Source organism: Xanthomonas albilineans (assembly GCF_002939705.1).
Taxonomy (GTDB): Bacteria; Pseudomonadota; Gammaproteobacteria; order Xanthomonadales; family Xanthomonadaceae; genus Xanthomonas_A; species Xanthomonas_A albilineans.
Genome location: NZ_MDCB01000012.1, coordinates 2,711 through 24,673, shown reverse-complemented (window position 1 = coordinate 24,673; position 21,963 = coordinate 2,711). Strand labels below are relative to the sequence as shown.

22 protein-coding genes are annotated in these 21,963 nt (G+C 64.2%); 13 read left to right on the top strand and 9 right to left on the bottom strand.

The window, feature by feature from the left end; translation table 11 throughout:
- Positions 1–153 precede the first annotated feature (153 nt).
- A complete protein-coding gene (locus XalbCFBP2523_RS11450) occupies positions 154–375 on the top strand; it encodes an RNA-binding S4 domain-containing protein (RefSeq protein ID WP_012916537.1) in 222 nt (73 codons plus the stop codon).
- A gap of 296 nt (positions 376–671) precedes the next feature.
- Here the strand turns inward: XalbCFBP2523_RS11450 and XalbCFBP2523_RS11445 are convergent, their stop codons facing one another.
- The 3 genes from XalbCFBP2523_RS11445 to XalbCFBP2523_RS11435 all read right to left on the bottom strand — a co-directional run bounded on the left by XalbCFBP2523_RS11445 (position 672) and on the right by XalbCFBP2523_RS11435 (position 1,939).
- Positions 672–1,061, bottom strand: coding sequence for an MAPEG family protein (locus XalbCFBP2523_RS11445; RefSeq protein WP_045757332.1), 390 nt, complete (start codon positions 1,059–1,061; stop codon positions 672–674).
- Positions 1,062–1,100: 39 nt separating this feature from the next.
- Positions 1,101–1,613: a DUF4019 domain-containing protein gene (locus XalbCFBP2523_RS11440; protein WP_052687947.1), complete on the bottom strand. Its 513-nt coding sequence runs from the start codon at positions 1,611–1,613 to the stop codon at positions 1,101–1,103.
- A 62-nt stretch (positions 1,614–1,675) separates the two neighbouring features.
- Positions 1,676–1,939 (bottom strand): hypothetical protein, encoded by a 264-nt coding sequence (locus XalbCFBP2523_RS11435; protein ID WP_045765989.1) that lies wholly within the window; start codon positions 1,937–1,939, stop codon positions 1,676–1,678.
- A gap of 350 nt (positions 1,940–2,289) precedes the next feature.
- Between XalbCFBP2523_RS11435 and XalbCFBP2523_RS11430 the strand changes: the two genes are divergently transcribed.
- Both XalbCFBP2523_RS11430 and XalbCFBP2523_RS11425 read left to right on the top strand, forming a co-directional pair.
- Positions 2,290–2,826 carry a methylated-DNA--[protein]-cysteine S-methyltransferase gene (locus tag XalbCFBP2523_RS11430; RefSeq protein WP_045765990.1) on the top strand — a complete coding sequence of 179 codons (537 nt, stop codon included), beginning with the start codon at positions 2,290–2,292 and terminating at the stop codon, positions 2,824–2,826.
- Between the two features lie 209 nt (positions 2,827–3,035).
- On the top strand, positions 3,036–4,442 hold the full coding sequence (locus XalbCFBP2523_RS11425) for a chloride channel protein (protein WP_045765991.1): 1,407 nt from the start codon (positions 3,036–3,038) through the stop codon (positions 4,440–4,442).
- Positions 4,443–4,603: 161 nt separating this feature from the next.
- On the opposite strand, the gene XalbCFBP2523_RS11420 is transcribed toward XalbCFBP2523_RS11425, so the two are convergent.
- From XalbCFBP2523_RS11420 to gltX, 4 genes are all read right to left on the bottom strand, one after another.
- Complete coding sequence (locus tag XalbCFBP2523_RS11420; RefSeq protein ID WP_012916543.1) at positions 4,604–4,789, bottom strand: 30S ribosomal protein THX; 186 nt, start codon at positions 4,787–4,789, stop codon at positions 4,604–4,606.
- Between the two features lie 112 nt (positions 4,790–4,901).
- Entirely contained in the window at positions 4,902–5,315 is a 414-nt protein-coding gene (locus XalbCFBP2523_RS11415; RefSeq protein ID WP_012916544.1) for a MerC domain-containing protein, read from the bottom strand.
- 108 nt (positions 5,316–5,423) lie between these two features.
- Complete coding sequence (locus tag XalbCFBP2523_RS11410; RefSeq protein WP_012916545.1) at positions 5,424–5,915, bottom strand: transcriptional repressor; 492 nt, start codon at positions 5,913–5,915, stop codon at positions 5,424–5,426.
- Between the two features lie 16 nt (positions 5,916–5,931).
- Positions 5,932–7,338: a glutamate--tRNA ligase gene (gene gltX / locus XalbCFBP2523_RS11405; RefSeq protein ID WP_045765992.1), complete on the bottom strand. Its 1,407-nt coding sequence runs from the start codon at positions 7,336–7,338 to the stop codon at positions 5,932–5,934.
- Between the two features lie 499 nt (positions 7,339–7,837).
- On the opposite strand from gltX, the gene XalbCFBP2523_RS11400 reads away from it, so the two are divergent.
- From XalbCFBP2523_RS11400 to mfd, 4 genes are all read left to right on the top strand, one after another.
- Positions 7,838–8,662, top strand: a complete 825-nt coding sequence (locus tag XalbCFBP2523_RS11400) for a C1 family peptidase (protein WP_012916547.1) — start codon at positions 7,838–7,840, stop codon at positions 8,660–8,662.
- A 138-nt stretch (positions 8,663–8,800) separates the two neighbouring features.
- Positions 8,801–9,658, top strand: coding sequence for a 23S rRNA (adenine(2030)-N(6))-methyltransferase RlmJ (locus XalbCFBP2523_RS11395; RefSeq protein ID WP_012916548.1), 858 nt, complete (start codon positions 8,801–8,803; stop codon positions 9,656–9,658).
- Positions 9,659–9,913: 255 nt separating this feature from the next.
- The gene (locus tag XalbCFBP2523_RS11390) at positions 9,914–10,456 is read left to right on the top strand and encodes a GNAT family N-acetyltransferase (protein ID WP_012916549.1); all 543 of its coding nucleotides are present in this window, start codon (positions 9,914–9,916) and stop codon (positions 10,454–10,456) included.
- A gap of 135 nt (positions 10,457–10,591) precedes the next feature.
- Positions 10,592–14,092 carry a transcription-repair coupling factor gene (mfd, locus tag XalbCFBP2523_RS11385; RefSeq protein WP_012916550.1) on the top strand — a complete coding sequence of 1,167 codons (3,501 nt, stop codon included), beginning with the start codon at positions 10,592–10,594 and terminating at the stop codon, positions 14,090–14,092.
- A 268-nt stretch (positions 14,093–14,360) separates the two neighbouring features.
- Here the strand turns inward: mfd and gpmA are convergent, their stop codons facing one another.
- A complete protein-coding gene (gene gpmA / locus XalbCFBP2523_RS11380) occupies positions 14,361–15,110 on the bottom strand; it encodes a 2,3-diphosphoglycerate-dependent phosphoglycerate mutase (RefSeq protein WP_045766763.1) in 750 nt (249 codons plus the stop codon).
- 170 nt (positions 15,111–15,280) lie between these two features.
- Between gpmA and nfi the strand changes: the two genes are divergently transcribed.
- Positions 15,281–15,994 (top strand): deoxyribonuclease V, encoded by a 714-nt coding sequence (gene nfi / locus XalbCFBP2523_RS11375; RefSeq protein ID WP_012916552.1) that lies wholly within the window; start codon positions 15,281–15,283, stop codon positions 15,992–15,994.
- 235 nt (positions 15,995–16,229) lie between these two features.
- On the top strand, positions 16,230–16,700 hold the full coding sequence (locus XalbCFBP2523_RS11370; RefSeq protein WP_045765993.1) for a hypothetical protein: 471 nt from the start codon (positions 16,230–16,232) through the stop codon (positions 16,698–16,700).
- Between the two features lie 60 nt (positions 16,701–16,760).
- Here XalbCFBP2523_RS11370 and XalbCFBP2523_RS11365 read toward each other — a convergent pair whose 3' ends face one another.
- The gene (locus tag XalbCFBP2523_RS11365; RefSeq protein WP_045765994.1) at positions 16,761–17,621 is read right to left on the bottom strand and encodes a pirin family protein; all 861 of its coding nucleotides are present in this window, start codon (positions 17,619–17,621) and stop codon (positions 16,761–16,763) included.
- Between the two features lie 228 nt (positions 17,622–17,849).
- Here XalbCFBP2523_RS11365 and XalbCFBP2523_RS11355 point away from each other — a divergent pair, with 228 nt between their 5' ends.
- The 4 genes from XalbCFBP2523_RS11355 to XalbCFBP2523_RS11340 form a co-directional block, all read left to right on the top strand.
- Positions 17,850–19,922: a carbon starvation CstA family protein gene (locus XalbCFBP2523_RS11355; protein ID WP_012916555.1), complete on the top strand. Its 2,073-nt coding sequence runs from the start codon at positions 17,850–17,852 to the stop codon at positions 19,920–19,922.
- Positions 19,922–20,146: a YbdD/YjiX family protein gene (locus XalbCFBP2523_RS11350; protein ID WP_045765996.1), complete on the top strand. Its 225-nt coding sequence runs from the start codon at positions 19,922–19,924 to the stop codon at positions 20,144–20,146. The genes XalbCFBP2523_RS11355 and XalbCFBP2523_RS11350 overlap by 1 nt, the downstream gene beginning before the upstream one ends.
- Positions 20,147–20,391: 245 nt before the next feature.
- On the top strand, positions 20,392–21,249 hold the full coding sequence (locus tag XalbCFBP2523_RS11345) for a hypothetical protein (RefSeq protein ID WP_104629961.1): 858 nt from the start codon (positions 20,392–20,394) through the stop codon (positions 21,247–21,249).
- The coding region (locus XalbCFBP2523_RS11340) for a Tle-like phospholipase domain-containing protein (protein WP_430523480.1) at positions 21,246–21,963 on the top strand (718 nt) is incomplete at its 3' end. The genes XalbCFBP2523_RS11345 and XalbCFBP2523_RS11340, both read left to right, overlap by 4 nt.

Sequence of the window (21,963 nt, the reverse complement as noted above, 5' to 3'; positions counted from 1 at the left end):
CACATGTCGAAAGCAGATGAAGGCAGCCGTTCAGGCGCGACGACATCGATGCTGCACCGTGGCGTGCCAGCGGCACACTCGCCGTGACACCGACAACCTACACGTTCGGCTCGCGAATGATCGACAATAGGTATCGATTTCCGAGCCCCAATCATGCAAACCATCGATCTCCAATTAGAAAGCGACTACGTTGAACTCAAACACTTATTGAAACTGACCGGCCTGTGCGACAGCGGCGGCGCCGCCAAAGCCGTGATCAGCGAAGGCCAGGTGCGCGTGGACGGCGAGGTCGAACTGCGCAAGGCATGCAAGGTGCGCGCAGGTCAAAAAGTGCAGCTTGGCGACGTGCACGTGCAGGTGCTGGGCAAGGTCTGAACACACGCCGCTCGCCCCCGGCATCGCGAGAACCGTAACGATTTGCGCCACGGACCGAGCCGTGGCCGCTCTCGGCGCAAGGACACGATGACGCGCTGAACCAAGTGCGCGGTGAAACGCGCGCTTGCATGAACCGCCTCGCCCGGCCACGCACAGCGCGCGGGGGATGATCGAAGTGGTCCCGGCAACGCGCTAAACGCGCGTCAAGGCGATTTGCTATCCAGCGCAAACAGGCTAGCTGGACCGGGATGGCACGCGACGGCAGTTGCGATCGGCGTCATCGCGACCAAATGCGCTCAGAACAGCGCCCATACCAGTTGCAGAATCGACCATAGCGATACCACCCAGGCCAGGCTGCGCAGATACGGCACACCCACCGCGTACAACGGCACATAAACTAACCTCGCCCACACATACAACTGTGCCGCCAGCGCGGTATGCGCACTACCCTTGCCCAGCGCCGTCACCGCCAGCACACCTGCGGCAAAGAACGGAAACGTCTCCAGAAAATTGCGCAAGGCGCGTTCCAGGCGTCCGGCCACGCCGGCTGGCGGCGGCTGTGGGGTGTCGCGTGGGCCAGCGTTCCACTTCAAGCCGCGTTGCGCGGTGACGAACGCAGCGGCAAGCAGCAATTGCGCGATCCCAAGCAGGATCGCCCAGGCGAGCATGCGGATTTCGAAACTCATCATCGGAACCTCCGGCGGGAACGGGCAACAGCTCGCGACTCAATCGGGCTGCCCGACATGGTAGCCGGCCAGACGCCAGGTTTTGTCCTCGTCCAGACGCAGCGACACCAACTCGCGCACCGGTTGCGGCGCATTGGCGAAGCGGCTGGGAAAACTGATATTGACGTAAGTCCCCGGAGGCACCTGCGAGCCTGCGGCGTACTGCACCCGGGCCACGCTGGCGACACCACGCCCGAGCAACGCGCCCAGCCGCGCACGGGCGGTATCCACATTGCGCACGAACGCCTCGCGCGTCACCGCCTTTTTGGCGAGTGCCGAGGCGCCATCCCATAATTCGCCGCTGCGGCCAGCATCGACCAGTTGCGCGGCGCGCAGGCCGGCCTGGGCCATTTGCGCATCCTGCTTGGACAGCGGCCCCGGCGCGGGCACAGCCGCGACGGCGTGCTTGGACGGGGCCGGCGGCTTGGACGGGACGGTTTGCGCGGACACGGGCAGCACCACAAGCCAAAGCAACAGCGCAAACAGACGATGCGACAGCACGGATATCGGCATGGACAACGCTCGCACGCAACGATCACGGGACCCGCAGTCTACGTTGCTGCAGGCCGCGCCGCTCAGGGCATCTCCTCTCCTGGCGCTGCCTGGATAGGAGCCACGACATAGCGTTGCCGATGCCAAGCACGCCAACTGCCCCATAACGCCCACACCGTCGCGCCAAGCAGGGCCCCCAGGCTCAGCAGCGAGGCGCTGCGCGCCAGCCACGTCGCATGCTTGCCAGTGGCGAAATGCAGCAGCACTTCGGCGATCAGGAAACCGCCCAAGGCTAACAGCGCCGGCGGCAGATACAAACGCATTATGAGCTTGGTGCCGGGGGACATATCTGCACTCCGGAGATGAATACCGAGAACCCTAGCGCCGCGCGAATGCCCACAACATGAATGGGCGGCGACGCCCCGTGCCCAGGCGCAGCCACCGTTCAGGCCCCGGGCGATGCCAGCGACAGCGTCGCCACGTCGTGCTTCGATGGCAGTCTTTCCACCGCGCAGACCTGATCCGGAAAGCCGAAGCGCCGCTGCCCGGTCGGTACCGATGCGCAGGGCATCCCAATTGGCGGCGACCAACGCGGGCCGACACCAGCAGGGCCGCCGGCAGGGCTGTCCGAGAACGCTCAGTCCCTGTGGTCAGAACGTACTAGACTGGCCGGCGATCCTCCAGTGGGAACTGTCGCATGAACCGCTGCACGCTGTACTACGACCGCTTTACCACGCCGATTGGCGAACTCACCGTCGCCGTCGGGCACGACGAGAGCATGCGCCATCTGCTGTTCCCGGAAAATCGCTACGACGCGCCGGATCGCGCCGACTGGATCCGCGACCCGGCACCAGTACGCGAAGCACGCACGCAATTGCAGGCCTATTTCGCTGGCGAACGCACTCGCTTCGAACTGCCATTGGCACCGCACGGCACCGCCTTCCAGCGCCGCGTGTGGGAGGCACTGCTCGATATTCCATACGGCACGACCTGGAGCTATGCGCAGTTGGCGCAGCACCTCGGACAACCGCGTGCAGTGCGCGCGGTCGGCGCGGCAAACGGCCGCAACCCGCTCCCGATCCTGGTGCCCTGCCACCGCGTGATCGGCGCCAACGGCACGCTCACCGGCTTCGGCGGCGGCTTACCCACCAAGGCCGCACTACTGGAATTGGAGCGCCGCACCAACGTTGACACCCACACGCATCGCGGCACGACCACGGCGCTATTCGGCTAAGGGCCACGGCGGGGCTCACCGCCATCGACGGCAACACCGACCCGTGTCACGGGGCCGATCCTGTCTACCGGGATCGACAGCCTGCGCACGCGCGGCATCACGCCTCGCCCGAGCCCCAGATGGCCGGCGACGCGCAACACCGCTCATACGCGCGCTGATCGCCTCACCAGAGACAACCGTCGCAACGCAGTGCATGCGACAATCCGTGCATGCACTCGTCCGATCCCGCGCAACCGCCCCGACTGCGCCATCGCTTACGGCCGCTGCTCTCGCAGGAAAGCTGGAAACAACGCATCGTGCTATGGGGCGGGGCGGTGGCGGTGGCCTTGGTCGCGCTCGTCTTTGCCAAAGCCAGCGACGCCGCCTTCCACCTGTTCCAACGCATCACCGCGCATTCGCGCTGGTGGGCCTTGCTACTCACACCTGGCATCTTTGCACTGCTCGCCTGGCTGACCAACGGCGCACTGCGGCCCACCCGCGGCAGCGGCATTCCGCAGGTCATCGCCGCGCTGGAACGCAGCGACCATGCGTTCCGGCAAGCCAACCTGTCGCTGCGCGTGTCCGCCGGCAAGCTGCTGCTGACCACGCTGGCGCTGCTCGGCGGCGCCTCGATCGGCCGCGAAGGTCCAACCGTCCACGTCGGCGCCAGCCTCATGTACGTGTTCGGACGCTGGTTCGGCTTCCGCGACTCGCGCCATGCCAGCCACTTCCTGCTCGCCGGCGGCGCCGCCGGCATCGCCGCCGCATTCAACACGCCGCTGGCCGGCGTGGTATTCGCCATCGAAGAACTCAGCGGACGTTTCGAGCATCACTTCTCTGGCACCTTGCTCACCGCCGTGATCGTTGGCGGCGTGATCTCGCTGGGTCTGCTCGGCAACTACACCTATTTCGGCAAGGTCGCCACGGCGGGGCTGCCACTTGGCGAGGCGTGGCTGGCGATCCTGCTGTGCGGCGTGGTCGCCGGCCTGCTCGGCGGCGGGTTCGCACGCATGGTCCTGGCGACCGTCGGCGGCAAGCCGCATTGGCTGGGCGCGTTGCGCGGCCAGCATCCGGTGCTGCTGGCCGCGCTGTGCGGTCTGACGCTGGTCGTGCTGGGCCTGGTGTTCGGCGCAGGGGCATTCGGGACCGGCTATGAGCAGGCTCGCAGTTTGGTGCAAGGACATGCCAGCGTCGGCCACGAATTCGGTCTAATGAAACTCCTGGCGAATCTGGTGTCCTACGTCGCCGGCATTCCCGGCGGCCTGTTCTCGCCGGCGCTGGCGGTGGGCGCCGGGCTCGGTCACAACCTGGCAGTACTGATGCCAGGGGTGGATCCGCGCACGTTCGTGTTGCTGGGCATGTGCGCCTACCTGACCGGTGTCACCCAGGCCCCCCTGACTTCGGCGGTCATCTCGCTGGAACTGACCGACAGCAGTAACATGCTGCTGCCGATCCTGGCGACAGTCATGATCGCGCGCGGCGCCTCGGCGCTGGTCTGCCGCACGCCGATCTACAGGGGACTGGCCGAATTGTTACTGGTGGCACCGCCACCGCCTCCCGCGCCTGCAACAGAGGAAAAAACGTCCCTGGTCGCTGATCTGGCCGGAGACCAGGCCGAGGACGCGCCCCCGCACTGAGCGCTGCACAGCCACCGTGTCCGTGCAATCTCCCCCAACCGGAATGTGCTGATCCCGCGCACGCGGCACGGCATGGCACGAAACGCGCCGCAGCCTCGCAGACTGCGCAAAGAAAACGCGGCGCAAGCGCCGCGTTTTCCACTGCAAGCGGTGACCTGAACTCAGCCGGCTTTGGCGACCGTCTTCTTGGTCACAGCCTTCTTCACCGCCGGCGCCTTGACCACCGACTTCTTCGCGACCGGCGCAGCAGCGCCCACAGCCACCTTGCTCACGCTATGCGAGCGCGCATTGCCGTAGCTGGCGTTGTAGCGCTTGCCTTTGGCGGTCTTGCGATCACCCTTACCCATGCTCATCGACTCCTGAATGTATTTACAAAAAATCCCCGCACGCGTCGCAGGGTTTGGCGAGGGCAACGCGTTGGCGATCCTCGGACAAGATCGGCAAGCCTAACACGCGCGCTCAATGGGCGCAGCTGGCGTCGTGCACATGGCTGTGATTCAGGCGCAGATTGAGCAGATGGGCAAGTCCGACGAGAGTGCCACCGAACGTCATGATCGCCGCATGCACCACCGCGGCGTGGTGCAACGCAGGCACCAGTATCCCGGCCCACACCGACAACAGGCCCAATATCAACAATCCCAGCGCCTGCCAAGCGCGATGCCGACGGTAACCGAGCAGCAGACTGAACAGGCCAAGACAGGTGACGAACACCACCATACTCCGCTCCACTCCTTCGCCCAGCCATATCGACAGACCCAATGACGGCAACAACGCCAGGGCCAGCGGCAGCACCGCGCAATGCACAGCGCACAACAACGAACCTGTGGCGCCAAGACGGTCGAGCAAGGCACGTAGATTGAGCGGAGTGGGCATTGCCATGAACATCCACGCGGAAACCGCTACAGAATAGCGTGACATCATACTATCGATGCCTCATTGCCTGTTTGATCCGGGGCGTACGCGCACGCTCGACGATGGCGCCTAACCGTTCGCGCAGCGTGCGCACAGGCCGTGCACTTCCAAGGTCTGTGCCTGTGGCTGGAAACCCAGCGCCTTGGCCCGCTGCTCCAGTTGTTCGACCACATCGCGGTCTTCCAATTCGACCGCGCTGTGGCAGCGATCGCAGATCAGGAACGGCACCGAGTGCAGGGCACTGCTGGGATGGTGACAGGCGACAAAGGCATTGACCGATTCGAGCTTGTGCACGAAACCGTTGGCCATCAAGAAATCCAGCGCACGGTACACGGTGGGTGGCGCGTTGGCGCCCACGCTCCTGCCTTCGCGCACCCACTCCAGCAACTCGTAGGCTTTGACCGGGCGCGCCGCCTCGACAATCAACCGCAGCAGGTTGGCGCGAATCGGGGTCAGACGCAGACCGCGCTCACAACTCACTCGTTCGGCCACTGTGACGAAATCGGCCGGATCGTGGACATGGTGCTGCGGATCGATGCAGGCGTGCTTCTTACTGGGCATAGCGGTCTCCGGGGAATCAGCTTCCCACTGGGATCTTGATGAGCGCGGCATCGATGCGTTTCAATGCCTCGTCGCGGCCGGCCAGGTAGACAGTCTGGGAGATATCCGGGCTGACCTGGGTGCCGGTGATGGCCACCCGTAGCGGTTGCGCCACCTTGCCCATGCCGATTTCCAGCGCGGCGGCGGTGTCGTGCAACGCGGCGGCGACGCTCTCCAGGCTCCACTGCGGCAACGCGGCCAGCAACGCACGCGCCTTGCCCAGCGCCTGCTCGGCGCCTGGCTTGAGGTGCTTGGCTACTGCCGAGGCGTCGTAACTGTCCAGCGGCCGGTACCAGACCAGCGCCTTCTCGGCCATGTCTTTGAGCGTCTGCACGCGCTCGCGCAACGCCACCACCACCTCGACCACGGCCGGACCGGTGGCCGGGTCGATGCCGAGGCCCACGAGCTGGGAATGCAGATGCGGCGCGATCGATTCGGGTGCATCGGTCTTGAGGTAATGCTGATTGACCCAGCCGAGCTTGGCCATGTCCAAACGCGCCGCCTTGGAGTTGACGTCCTTGACGTCGAACAACTCGATCAATTCCTGGCGCGCGAACAGTTCCTGATCGCCATGCGACCAGCCCAACCGCGCCAGATAATTGATCAGCGCATGCGGCAGGTAACCGGCATCCTTGTACTGCATCACGTCGGCGGCGCCGGTGCGCTTGGACAGCTTGGCGCCCTGCTCGTCCAGGATCATCGGCATGTGCGCGAACTTCGGCACCGGCGCACCCAGCGCCTGGTAGATATTGATCTGGCGCGGGGTGTTATTGATGTGGTCATCGCCGCGGATCACTTCGGTGATGCCCATGTCCCAATCGTCGACCACCACCGCGAAGTTGTAGGTCGGGTAGCCGTCGGGACGCAAAATCACCATGTCGTCCAGTTCGCTGTTGGCGATCTCGATGCGCCCCTTGATCAGATCCTCGAACGCCACCACGCCTTCGGTCGGGTTCTTGAAGCGGATCACCCGGTTCGGATCGTCGCGATACGGCAGGCGCTGCTCGCGCGCGGCACCGTTGTAGCGCGGCTTCTCCTGCCGGGCCATCGCCGCTTCGCGCATCGCGTCCAGTTCCTCGCGAGTCTCGTAGGCATAATAGGCCTTGTCCTCGGCCAACAACTGCGCGGCGACTTCGCGATAGCGCTCCAGGCGCTGCGTCTGGTAGACCGGACCTGCGTCGTAGTCTAGGCCCAGCCAGTCCATCGCTTCCAGGATCGCGTCGATCGCCGCCTGCGTACTGCGCTCGCGGTCGGTGTCCTCGATGCGCAGCACGAATTGCCCGCCACGGTGGCGCGCTTCCAACCAGCAGTACAACGCGGTGCGGGCTCCGCCGATATGCAGGTAACCGGTTGGACTGGGGGCGAAACGGGTGCGGCAGACCATGGAGCGCTCGAAGCAATGGGCAAGCGGACGATTTTACCCCGCCCAGCGTGGCACTGTCTGGCCACCTCCGGTGGCAGCTCCGGCACAGCAGGTCGGCGACCGTTGCGCGGCGGCTCGAACGGCGGTGTACAGACCAGCCCGTTGACACGTTATACGCATGTCCACGCCGCTGTCGCCGCTGCAAGCGGATGTTGTAGCGCTTGCAGTGCAACAAGACATCCTCTGCCACTGGCGTGTTCCCTACCCACCGCCAATCTACCGACTACCCTGCATTGACCGATCTGTGACAGAAACACATCAAGTGCTTGCGTTTTGATGGCATAACGCGGGTTCATCGCCACGGATTCCGGGTGCATTGCGTACCATGGATCTGCGGACCATGAATAAATGCGTTAACTGTAGTTTCCCCATCGCAAAGTGCGCGAATGCGTTCGACATTACCTGACCGCATCATGGCAGTCGCATGTCAGCATGAGCCACCTACTCAAGGAACCTCGCCATGTACCATACTCGCCCGATGGCCTCGTTGATCGGACTGCTCGCACTGTCCGCATTCTCGGTCGCACATGCACAACCGCATGGCATGGGCCTGAAACCCTCCCCCCTGACACAACCGCTGGTAAAGCTCTTTGAAGTCGATAAAGTGACCGATGCAAAGCCTCCCGAAAACGCCGACCTGACCCAATGGGCAATCAAACCCAGCGACCAGAAGCAGCTGGGTGCCTGTGCCTCCTTTGCCACCGCACGCACGCTGGCAGGCTGGTATGCCAATTTCACCAAGCAATCGGTCAATCTGTTCGCGCCGATGTACCTGTATACCCAAGTCAACGACGGACAGGATAACGGCTCCACGATGGAAGCGCCGCTGGATGTCGCTTTAAAGCAAGGCATCGATACCAAGGCGGATTACTTCCAAGGGGACTACGACTGGAGGACAAAGCCGACCAAGCATGAGCGCGCCAATGCACGCAATTACAAGCAGCCCTTCCATTACCAAATGATCTACAACAACTGGGGCGATAACAGCCCTGTCGATAGCCAGGCGCTCATCGAGCAGATCAAGCTGGCGATCGCCAATGGCACCCCGGTCGTGATCGGCTTCAATGTCCGTGCTGGCTTCGACTCGCTGAACCAGGACCACGATATCGATTACGACAACCATAGTAAGATTTTGGACGGCCACGAAGTCATCGCTCTTGGTTACGACAAAGACGGCTTGTTGATCGAGAACAGCTGGGGAACCGATTGGGGCAAACATGGTTTCGGCAGATTGGCCTGGTCGGTGGTGGCCAAGGACGTGCACCAGGCGGCGGTCGCCTACTGACCGAATGCGCCGCGGCGATCCCATGGTCGCCGCAGCGTTTGCCACTTACACGCCATGGATGGTGTGACATGCACAGCCTCAGCCGACACCGCGACGGGCTCCATGGCCGTGCGCGGTGTCGGCCCGTACACTGCGTCGATGAACTATCGTCACGCTTACCACGCCGGCAACCATGCCGACGTCCTCAAACATACCGTGCTGCTGGCATTGCTCGATGCGCTCAAGCGCAAGGACAGCGCCTTCTTCGTACTCGACACCCACGCCGGCCGTGGCCGTTACCAGTTCGCCGCCAACGAGGCACGCAAGACCGGCGAGGCCGCCGCCGGCGTGCTGCGCTTGATGTGCCACCCCACCCTTCCGGAGGGAGTGGAACGCTACCTACGCGCGGTGCAAGCCGACAACCCCGTCGGCACGTTGCTCAGCTACCCAGGCTCGCCGCTGCTGGTGGCGCAAGCGCTGCGTGCGCAGGACCGGCTCGCCGCATGCGAACTGCAAACCGAGGAAGCCGCCGAACTGAAAACACTATTCGCCCACGACCGCCGCGTGCAGGTGCATGCCGGTGACGGCTACGCGGCGATCAAGGCATTCCTGCCACCAAAATCCGGCAACGCCAGGATCAGACGCGGCTTGGTGCTGATCGACCCACCCTACGAAGCCCAGGCTGCGGAATACCCGCTGATCGTCGCCGCATTGCGCGAAACGCTGACGCGCTGGCCGCAGGCGATCTGCGCCGTGTGGTATCCGATCAAGCAACGGCGCAGCTTGCAACCATTCTTGCGCAAGGCGACAGCACTGCCGGTGCCGTCGATGCTGCTTGCCGAATTGCAGGTCCGCCCCGACGATTCGCCGCTACGACTCAACGGCAGCGGCATGCTATTGCTCAACCCACCCTGGCAGTTCGAACAGACGCTGGCCGAAACGCTGCCGATCCTGCAAACGCATCTGGGCGAAACCGGCGCCAAGACCCGCCTGGAGTGGCTCAAGCGCGAAGCCTGAGCCGCACGGCACATCGTCGGACCGAGCACACAGCGGGGCATGCGCCGCGCGAGGACCCCTCCCCCTCGACTGCGCACCGCTATCGCACTACGACACCATAAACCCACGCAACGGCCTGCGCGAAACGGCGCGTCTCGGCGGCCACTACACCGCACTCCCACTACCAGCGGCAACGCAAGCAAGACAGCATGCATTCACAGACGACGGCCTGGTGATAATGCGAGAATCGCGAGCCTGATCGAGGACAAGACGGCCATGGCGACCCGCAACCGCATGCCTCCTTGGCATGAAACCTTCACCCTACCCAGCGGACGCGAGCTGCTGATACGGCCGATCCGGCCTGAAGATAGCGCACCGTTGCAAGGTGCCTTCGGCTTGCTCGGGCCGAGCGAAATCCGCACGCGCTTTCTGCATTCGGCACAGGAATTGAACGAAGAAATGGCGCAACGGCTCACCCATCCCAACCCGAAGGCGGAACTGATCCTGGTGGCCGCCGAACCACTGCCGCCCGGCGAAGCGGTGGTCGGCGCCGTCGCCCGCGCCACGATCACGCCGGGCACCCGTGAGGCCCAATGCGCGATTTTGCTCAGCAACTTCGTCGCCGGCCAGGGCCTGGGCCGGCAACTGATGCGCAAGCTGGTCAAGTGGGCGCGACGCAAATATCTGGACCGACTCTACGGTGAGGTCCTCGAACACAATGTGCCGATGTTGCAACTGACCGAATCGCTCGGTTTCCAGAAGATGCCGCATCCTGACACATCGGGCCTGGTGCGCGTGATACTGGAATTAGGCAACTGAAACCAGCGCACACGCCACTCGCATAGACCATTCCTTGGTTCTCTGCGGCATCCACCGCCGCCGCCTCAGGCGGCTGCGTTTCTCCGGGCCAAAGCCACCGGCTCTCGCCCATGGCTTTGCTAAACTCGACAGTCGATGCCGTCTATTTCCTTCCCCGTTCCGCCGCTGCCCAAGTCCGGTCAGCTCCGCGCGCACTGGCGCGCACCCGCCTCCTCCACCGCGCTGGCCTGGCACATCGCCTGCGCCGCCGCCGCGCATCGCGGACCATTACTGGTGATCGCGCGCGACAACCACAGTGCACACCAGATCGAGGGCGACCTGCATACCCTGCTAGGCGGCGACACGCCTCTGCCAGTGGTGCCATTTCCCGACTGGGAGACCCTGCCCTACGACCAGTTCAGCCCGCATCCGGACATCGTCAGCCAACGCCTGGCGGCGCTGCAACGATTGCCGACCCTGCAACAGGGCATCGTCGTGGTGCCGGTACAGACGCTGATGCAGCGGGTGGCGCCACTGCGCTACATCGTCGGCGGCAGTTTCGACCTGCGCGTGGGCCAACGCCTGGATCTGGACGCGGAAAAGCGACGACTTGAAAGCGCCAGCTATCGCCACGTGCCGCAGGTCATGGATCCGGGCGACTTCGCCGTGCGCGGCGGTTTGCTCGACGTCTACCCGATGGGCGCCGACGCACCGCTGCGCATCGAACTGCTGGACGATGACATCGATTCGATCCGCGCATTCGACCCGGAATCGCAGCGCTCCCTAGACCACGTGGATACGGTGCAGATCTTGCCCGGGCGCGAAGTACCGATGGACGATGCCAGCGTGGAGCGGGTGCTGACCACGCTACGCGAGCGTTTCGATGTGGACACCCGGCGCAGCGCACTCTACCAAGACCTGAAAGCGCGGCTGGCACCGTCGGGCATCGAATACTACCTGCCGCTGTTCTTCCAGGAATCGCGCGGCACCGGCGCAAGCGCACGCGATACCACCGCCACCCTGTTCGACTACCTGGGCGAGCGCGTGCTGCCGTTGATTGCACCAGGAGTGGGTGCCGCTGCCGATGCATTCTGGGCGCAGACCCAGGCACGCTACGAACAACGCCGCCACGACGTGGAACGGCCACTCCTTGTCCCCGAGGAGCTGTACCAGACGCCGGACACACTGCGCGAACGGCTCAACACGCTGGCGCGCATCGAGGTGCGCGCGGCAGACCATCCGCGCATCGACGAGGCGCAGACGCTGGGCGACCAACCGCTACCGCCGCTGCCGGTGGCCGCCAAAGACGCCGCGCCGGCCGCAGCGCTGAAGCAGTTCCTCGAACATTACCAAGGGCGCGTGCTGATCGCCGCCGATTCGCCCGGCCGACGCGAAGCGCTGCTGGAAGTGCTGGCCGCCGCTGATCTAAAGCCGCAGGTGCTGGCCGACTTCGCCGCGTTCGCCGCCACGACCGGCCCCGCCTTCGCCATCGCAGTGGCACCGCTGGACGGCGGCTTCGCGCTGGAGCAGCCGCGCATCGCGGTCCTGACCGAACGCCAACTCTTCCCCGAGCGCGCCAGCCAACCGCGGCGCAGCCGCCGTGTCGGCCGCGAGCCGGAAGCGATCATCCGCGACCTCGGCGAGCTGTCCGAAGGCGCACCGATCGTGCACGAGGACCACGGCGTCGGTCGCTACCGTGGGCTGATCGTGCTCGACGCCGGCGGCATGCCCGGCGAGTTTCTGGAAATCGAATACGCCAAGGGCGACCGGCTGTACGTGCCGGTGGCCCAGCTGCATCTGATCAGTCGCTACTCCGGCGCCTCGGCCGAGACCGCGCCGTTGCATTCGCTGGGCGGCGAGCAGTGGGCCAAAGCCAAACGCAAAGCCGCCGAAAAGGTCCGCGACGTCGCCGCCGAACTGCTGGAAATCCAGGCGCGGCGCCAAGCCCGCGCAGGTCTGGCACTACAAGTGGACCGCGCGATGTACGAGCCGTTCGCCGCCGGCTTCCCATTCGAAGAAACCCCCGACCAGTTGGCCGCCATCGAAGCCACTCTGCGCGACCTGGCCAGCAGCCAGCCGATGGACCGCGTGGTCTGCGGCGACGTCGGCTTCGGCAAGACCGAGGTCGCGGTGCGTGCCGCTTTCGCTGCGGCCAGCGCCGGCAAACAGGTCGCGGTACTGGTGCCGACCACACTGCTCGCCGAACAGCATTACCGCAACTTTCGCGACCGTTTTGCTGACTATCCACTCAAGGTCGAAGTGCTGTCGCGCTTCAAGAGCACTAAAGAAATCAAGGCCGAGTTGGAGAAAGTCGCCGCCGGCACCATCGACGTGATCGTCGGCACCCATCGCCTGTTGCAAGCGGACGTCAGGTTCAAGGATCTAGGCCTGGTCATCGTCGATGAAGAGCAACGCTTCGGCGTGCGCCAGAAGGAAGCGCTGAAGGCACTACGCGCCAACGTACACCTGCTGACCCTGACTGCCACGCCAATCCCGCGCACACTGAACATGGCCATGGCCGGCCTGCGCGATCTATCGATCATCGCCACCCCGCCGCTGAACCGGCTAGCGGTGCAGACCTTCGTCACCCAGTGGGACAACGCGCTGCTGCGCGAAGCCTTCCAGCGCGAGTTGGCGCGCGGCGGCCAGTTGTACTTCCTGCACAACGACGTGGAAAGCATCGGGCGCATGCAGCGCGAATTGAGCGTGCTGGTGCCGGAGGCGCGCATCGGTATCGCCCACGGGCAGATGCCCGAACGCGAACTGGAAACCGTCATGCTGGACTTCCAGAAACAGCGCTTCAACGTGTTGTTGTCGACCACCATCATCGAATCGGGCATCGACATCCCCAACGCCAACACCATCGTCATCAACCGCGCCGACCGTTTCGGCCTGGCGCAATTGCACCAATTGCGCGGTCGCGTCGGTCGCTCGCACCATCGCGCCTACGCCTACCTGCTGGTGCCAGATCAACGCAGCATCACTGCCGATGCACAAAAGCGCTTGGACGCGATCGCCTCGATGGACGAACTCGGCGCCGGTTTCACCCTGGCCACCCACGACCTGGAAATCCGTGGCGCCGGCGAATTGCTCGGCGAAGACCAGAGCGGGCAGATGGCCGAAGTCGGCTTCAGCCTGTACACCGAACTGCTGGAACGCGCGGTGCGCAGCATCCGCCAGGGCAAGCTGCCGGATCTGGACAGCGGTGAGAACACACGCGGCGCCGAAGTGGAACTGCACGTGCCGGCATTGATCCCGGACGACTACCTGCCCGACGTACACACCCGCCTGACCCTGTACAAGCGCATCTCCAGCGCCCGCGATGGCGATGGCCTGCGCGAACTACAGGTGGAAATGATCGACCGCTTCGGCCTGTTACCAGAGCCGGTGAAGCACCTGTTCGCGATCGCCGAACTGAAACTGCAAGCCAATGCGCTGGGCATCCGCAAACTGGAATTGGGCGAACACGGTGGGCGGCTGGTGTTCGAGAGCAAGCCCAACATCGACCCGATGACCATCCTGCAAATGATCCAGAAACAGCCCAAGCTGTACGCGATGGACGGCCCGGACAAGTTGAAACTCAAGCTGCCATTACCGGAGTCGAGCGAGCGCTTCAATGCCGCGCGCGGCTTGCTGACGGCACTGTCGCCGCGCTGATTGCGCGGCGACTCGGCCGAGAAGATGATCGCCGCAGTGGTGAAAAGCGTCGCCCACGTCCACGTCACAAGCCAACGTCAAACGCCTCTGCTCGCCGCCGCTGGGCGCGCAGGTCAAACACACACCAACGCGATCCTATCAGCACAAACCAGTACAAAAAGGCCAGATGCGGGTGTGGGTGGACGCCGCCAGCAAGGCTGAGGCCGGCGACCAGCGCGCGAAGCGCTCGCCGCCGGCACCTGTGCACGTGGACACGACGGCTTGGTTGTTACTTCGCCTTGCCCTGATTAGCCACCGCCTCGGCGGCCCGCTTCGCCGCTTCCGGGTCGCCTAGATAGCGGTAGGAGCGCACTTGCAAGGCGTCGTCCAGTTCGAACAACAGCGGGATGCCAGTGGGGATGTTGAGTTCGAGAATCTCCTCGCGCGACACCGCGTTCAAATACTTGTACAGCGCGCGCAGCGAGTTGCCGTGCGCAGTGACCAGCACCGTCTGTCCAGCCTTGAGTTGCGGCGCGATGGCATCGTGCCAGTACGGCAGCACGCGATCGAGCGTGCTCGCCAGCGACTCGGTGGCCGGCAGCGCATTGCGGTCGAGCGTGGCATAACGGCGGTCGTGCAGCGGGTGGCCCGGATCGGCGGCATCCATCGGCGGCGGCGGGATATCGTAGGAACGGCGCCAGATCTTGACCTGTTCCTCGCCGTGTTTGGCGGCGGTTTCGGCCTTGTCCAGGCCTTGCAAGCCGCCATAGTGACGCTCGTTGAGGCGCCAGCTCTTGTGCACAGGCAACCAATCCTGCTCCAGCGCATTCAGCGCCCCCTGCAAGGTGTGAATAGCGCGCTTGAGCACCGAGGTATGCGCCACATCGAATTGCAGCCCCTCCTCGCGCATCAGCCGACCGGCGGCCACGGCTTCCTGACGGCCTTGCTCGGTGAGGTCCACGTCCACCCAGCCGGTGAAACGGTTATCCAGGTTCCACTGGCTCTGGCCATGGCGCAACAGTACGAGTTTACGGGTCACTACGACGGTCTCCGTGAGAGGAAAAGACAGGACATTGCCCACGGATTGTAACGGCATGATGCAAGCCGGTGTCGTCACCATGGCGCTGCACCCATAACGCCCCCACAAGCCGCGTCCCAGGCGCATCCACAGCGCGGCAACGCCCACGCTGTCAGTATGTGAATATGCAAATGTCTGGAAACTCTGCGGTATTCGGCGACTGGGATGGCAGCATCGCGCAGGCGCGCGCCATGCAAACGACACTGGCACGGCAGGTGCGGCTGCACGACGAGGTCACCGATCCACCGCGCTGGTTGGCCGGCGTCGATGTCGGTTTCGAAGACGAGGGCCGCATCACCCGCGCCGCCGCCGTGCTGCTCGACGCACACACGCTACAACCACGACAGACCGAGATCGCCCGTGTGCCCACCACGATGGCCTACATCCCCGGCCTGCTGAGCTTCCGCGAATTGCCAGCGCTACTGGCCGCGCTGGCATTGCTGCGACAGCGTCCGGATCTTGTCTTCGTCGACGGCCAGGGCATCGCCCATCCGCGCCGGCTCGGCATCGCCGCGCATTTCGGTGTGGTCACCGGGCTACCCAGCATCGGCGTGGCGAAAAAATCGCTGGCCGGCCATTTCGACGCACCCGGTGCGCAAGCCGGCGACTGCAGCCCGATCCTGCATCGCGGCGAGGTGGTCGGCTGGGCGCTGCGCAGCAAGGCGCGCTGCAATCCCTTGATCGTTTCGCCCGGACATCGCGTGAGCGTAGACAGCGCCTTGCACTGGACCCAGCGTTATCTGCGCGGCTACCGCCTACCGGAACCGACCCGGCTGGCCGACCGGCTGGCCTCGCGCCGTGGCGAGGTCACCGTGCATACCGGGACAGCCGGGAGCTTGTTCTGAGGCAGACGCACGTATGTTCACCTTGTTACGTCGCATGCGAATCGTCAGCCAGCGCCGCCTGGGCTATCGTGCACTACACTGGCGCCAAGCGGGGGCCGCGCACCGGAACATGCACCGCGCCAACGGGGGGATACACAGCAATCGCGTATCGCATGGGGAAACCCTGTAAGCGAGCGTGATTGGCGTGCACGCAAAAACCGGAACCGTCGCACCAAGACCCATGGGGACATCGCAAATGAAGCTTGCAATCGTGTGCAACGTGTTTCTGACGGTGGCCGTCGCGCTGCAAGCGACCACCGTGCTGGCGCAACAGGCCCAGAACTGCCCGCAACTGCCGCCGCAGGCCAGCCTGCAGTGGAACGAGCGCAGCGACAAAGGCCTCATCGTCTGTCGGGCGGCGACCGCCGATGGCCGCCAGGTGCTGGGCATCATGCTCACCGCGCACGACCCGCACATTCCGCTGTCGCGCACGCTACGCGAGGAAAAAGGCAGCATCGGCGGCGAGATGCTCCAATGGTACCGACCCGACGTGGGCGGTGCCGAGATACCCGGCCTGGCCTCGCGCCGGATCGCCATTATTGAACTGAAAAAAGGCCAGTTCGCACAGGTATGGATCGATGCCGGCGATGCGCAGGAACTACAGAAACTGCAAGGGCTGGTGCAAGCACTGGACATGCATCAGGCCAGCCTAGCACTGGAGCACTGAGGACAGCGGCCAAGCGGATCGGCCTGGCGCTGCGGTAAAGCGACAACGCGGATCCTGCGCTCAGAAGCGCCCTTCCTGGAAATCCACGAAGGCCTGCATCAACTCCTGGCGCGTGTTCATCACGAACGGCCCATGCCGTGCCACCGGCTCGCGCAAGGGCCGTCCTGCCACCAGGATCAGACGCGCTCCCTGCTCGCCAGCCTGGAGCTGTAATAGATCGCCACCGCCAAGCACCGCCAAGGTCTGCGCCGACAGTGGCCGTGTCTCCGCTCCCGCACCCAGTACCGCAGCGCCTTCGAACATATACGCGAAGACGTTGTGCCCGGATGGCAGCAGGTACGACCAGCGCGCATCGGCCTCCAACGCGATGTCCAGATACAACGGATCGGTGGCTGGCTGTGCAATCGGCCCATGTACCTCGCCGATTTGGCCGACGATGACCTTGATCGTCACGCCCGCGGCCGGCTGGATCAGCGGAATGCGCTCCGGCGCGAACTCCTGATAACGCGGCGCGGTCATTTTCTCGCGCGCAGGCAGATTCACCCACAATTGGAAACCGCGCATCCGCCCGGACTCCTGTTCCGGCATCTCCGAATGCACCAGGCCGCGACCGGCGGTCATCCACTGCACGCTACCCGGGGTCAACAGACCCTCGTTGCCGTGGTTGTCCTTATGCCGCATGCGCCCATCGAGCATGTAGGTGACCGTCTCAAAACCACGATGCGGATGGCTGGGAAAGCCGCCGATATAGTCCTCGGCGCGGTCGGTGCCGAATTCGTCCAATAACAGGAACGGATCCAGCTCGGGCAGTTCGGCGCCACCGATCACGCGGGTCAGCTTGACCCCATCGCCATCGGCGGTGGCATGGCCGCGAATCGTGCGCAGGATGCGCGCCGGTTCGGCAGTGGAAGTGTCGGTCATGGCAGGCGATCTCGCTGGGGAAGTCACCACTATGGGAGCGACCACCGCACCGGCCAACTGCGATCGGCGCAACCCATCGTTCCATCGCGCAGATGCCGACACGGCCAGTGCCGGTCGGCGTGACCGTATCGCGGCCGCATACAGGTGCGCGCGAAATACCAACTGCCGGCCTTGACCGCGCGCAGCATCGCGGCGACGCTTGCCGCATCCTCGAGGAGCATACGCCGCATGAAAACGGTTTCCAAACTGGCCTGGGCCGCACTCGCCGTGCTAGCGGCGTTCTGTCTCGGCACGCTCGCCCTGCGCCGCGGCGAACCCATCAACGCACTGTGGATCGTGGTCGCCGCCGTCTCGATCTACCTGATCGCCTACCGCTTCTACAGCCGCTTCATCGCCGACACGGTCATGCGGCTCGACCCTACCCGCGCCACGCCCGCTGTGCTCAAAAACGATGGCCTGGACTACGTGCCAACCAACAAGCACGTGCTGTTCGGCCACCACTTCGCCGCCATCGCCGGTGCCGGGCCGCTGGTCGGGCCGGTGCTGGCCGCGCAGATGGGCTACCTACCGGGCCTGTTGTGGCTGGTGGTGGGCGTGGTGCTGGCCGGCGCGGTGCAGGATTTCATGGTGCTGTTCCTGTCCAGCCGCCGCGACGGTCGCTCGCTCGGGGATCTGGTACGCGAGGAAATGGGCCAGATTCCAGGCACCATCGCACTGTTCGGTGCCTTCCTGATCATGATCATCATCCTGGCGGTGCTGGCGATGGTGGTGGTCAAGGCGCTGGCGCAAAGCCCATGGGGCATGTTCACGGTGATCGCGACCATGCCCATCGCGCTGCTGATGGGCGTGTACATGCGCTACCTGCGCCCAGGCAAGATCGGCGAGATTTCGGTGGTCGGGCTGATCCTGTTGCTGGCGGCGATCTGGTTCGGCGGTCGCATCGCCGCCGACCCGGTCTGGAGCGTGGCCTTCTCCTTCACCGACATGCAGGTCACCTGGCTGCTGATCGGCTACGGCTTCGTCGCCTCGGTGCTACCGGTGTGGCTGCTGCTAGCGCCGCGCGACTATCTGTCCACCTTCCTCAAGATCGGCACCATCCTCGCCCTGGCCATCGGCATCGTGGTGGTGATGCCCGCGCTGAAGATGCCGGCGACGACCGCCTACGCGCACACCGGCATGGGCCCGGTATGGGCCGGTGGCCTGTTCCCGTTCCTGTTCATCACCATCGCCTGTGGCGCGGTGTCCGGCTTTCATGCGTTGATCGCCTCCGGCACCACGCCCAAGCTGCTCGCCAACGAAAACCACATGCGCTACATCGGCTACGGCGGCATGCTGATGGAATCGTTCGTCGCGGTGATGGCGCTGGTCGCCGCCTCGATCATCGAGCCCGGCGTGTACTTCGCGATGAACGCGCCGGCCTCGATGGTCGGCCACGACACCATCGCGGTCGCGGCCAAGGTCTCCGAGTGGGGCTTCAGCATCACCCCGGACGTCCTTCAGGCCACCGCGCACGACATCGGCGAAAGCAGCATCCTGGCCCGTGCCGGCGGCGCGCCGACCTTGGCGGTGGGCATCGCGCAGATCCTGCACCGGTTGCTGCCGGGGGAGAACATGATGGGTTTCTGGTACCACTTCGCGATTTTGTTCGAAGCGCTGTTCATCCTCACGGCAGTCGACGCTGGTACCCGCGCCGGCCGCTTCATGCTGCAAGACCTGCTCGGCAACTTCGTACCGGCGCTGCGCCGAACCGAATCGTGGGGAGCCAATATACTCGCCACCGCCGGCTGCGTGGCGCTGTGGGGCTATCTGCTGTACACCGGGGTCAAGGATCCGTATGGCGGCATTCGCACACTGTGGCCGCTCTTCGGCATTTCCAATCAAATGCTGGCCGGTATCGCGCTGATGCTGGGCACGGTGGTGCTCTTCAAACTCAAGCGCGACCGCTACGCCTGGGTCACCCTGATCCCGGCACTATGGCTGCTGCTGTGCACTACCTGCGCCGGGCTGATCAAACTCTTCGACGCCGACCCCACGCAAGGCTTTCTGACGCAAGCGCACAAATTCCGCGACGCCATTGCCAGCGGTACCCTCACCGCACCGGCCACATCGATGGCGCAGATGCAGCAGATCGTCACCAACGCCTACGTCAATGCCGGGCTGACGGTGCTGTTTCTGTGCGTGGTGTTCGCGATCCTGATTTACTCGATCAAGACCATCCTCGCCGCACGCCGCAACCCGCAGCGCAGCGACCGCGAAACTCCCTACGTTGCACTACAACCACACCAAATGGCGGATATGTGATGCGTACCGATCTAGTTCCCGTCGGCCACTACCAAGCACACCGCCGACTGTGGCGGCGACTGGTGCAGACCGCACGACTGTGCTGCGGCATTCCCGACTACGACAATTACGTGCGGCACATGCTGGAGAAACATCCAGAGCAGCAACCGATGGATTACAAGAGCTTCTTTCGCGAGCGCCAGGAAGCGCGCTACGGCGGCAAGAACGGGTTTCGTTGTTGCTGAGTCGTCCGTACCGTGCAGGCCATGCACGAGCGCATGGCCTCGGCGGCGCAGCGGGCGGGCGCCGTAGTTGCGCTCATGAACCCTGTCGCGCCACTGGCCGGGAGGGCGCCAGACCATGAGTGCCGCCTGCCATGGCCTCGCCGACCCCATGGGCAGGTCAGGCCGTGGCGGCATCGGCCCTGTGGCGTAAGATCGCAAGTGCAGTGGGGAGGCTTGGTCAAAATCAAAAGGAAAGGTCACGCGCGATGAGCCAGGACACCGACGATCAAGACGATCACAGCGACAATCCCTATCGCCCGCGCAAACTCAAGGTGCGCGATCCGCTGCACGATCTGCAGCTGCTGCGCGATATGGCGATCATCAATGCGCGGGTGCGCGCCGAGCTGGGGCCGCTGCCACCCGGCGGATTGCCGGTGGAGCCCAAGCGTAAACCTGCGCGGCCACCGTACCTGCCTGCCGCCGTATCCGCGACCCATCCCCCCGAGGACGACCCGATGAAACTGCACCACATGGCCGCCGCCACCCTCATGCCGCTGGCCCTGACCGCTGCGGGGTGCTCCAAAGGCATCGATGTCGGCAATGACGGCGCCACCAGTCACCTCAACCCGCACCCGGTCAAACGCTACGAAGTGATTGCCACCTCACATGCGCCGGGGCCATGGGATTCGATCAAGGGCTATATTCACTACGACGTCATCAATACGAAATGCGTGCCGATGATCCCGTTCCTTGGTGTGCAGCACACGCCAAATACAGGACTCGACATTCCCATGACCCGTGTGGACGATCACACGTGGAAGGGCTATTTTTATCGCGACGCATTGCTGGATGAGGACTACTTCAAGCTTGGGGTATGCCACTGGGATGTCACCAGTGTGGGTGTCAGCGCGACGGGACAAGGCGTAAAGTTCGGATGGGGCAGTATATTGCAAGAACTCCTGCGAGAAAATCAGGAGACCTATTACTTCAAGAAGAGCGCATATGGGGATCAGCATCTCGTTGAATATGGTGCTCAAACCCTCGCGGGAGACGACGATGAGGCGCTTCAGCATCCAGATGCTCACTTCCAAGTCACCATCTCTGTCAAGGAAGCCAGGCCATGAAGCCTACTGATCAAGCGCGTGCTGACGCTGCTGTTAATTCGTATATCAATCGTTCGAAGAGCGATGTCGACAGTCAAGATTATATATATCTAAGTAATGCGAAATATACCGTCTTCGGCTACGCGAACGATCCTATCAGCGGTTTCCACGCGACGGCATATCAGACTGCGGAGAAGCCATATCGGATCATCATCGCCTATCGCGGCACCGACCCAGGTCTATTTTCAGGCGAGACCAAGGCGGAAAAAGCGCAGCATGCGCTCACCACCCTCCAGGACATCGCTGTCGATGCCACGATGGTGCGCGACGCCGTCAATCCGCAAAAAGCTGCCGCCGATGCGTTCACCGCGCAGATGCTTGCCAAGGCCGCTGCACGAGGTATCCCCAAAGACCACGTGACCGTCGCTGGCCACTCCCTCGGCGGCGCACTGGCGCAGATCGAGGCGGCCAAATACGGTCTGGCCGGCTCCACCTACAACGCCTACGGCGCGAGGGCGCTGACCGATGGCGCGCCGCAGCCCGGCTGCCAGGTCACCAATTACCGCATGGCCGGCGATGTGGTGAGCGCGGCCAGTCCTCACGTCGGCAGCATGGTCTCGTTGGCCAGTCATGACGATGTGCAGAGCCTGCGCGCTAGCCGGTATCTGGATGCGCCCGTCGGCGCGCCGCCACCGAATGTCCTGCTGGCGATGCGATTGGGCGATCACGGTGCCG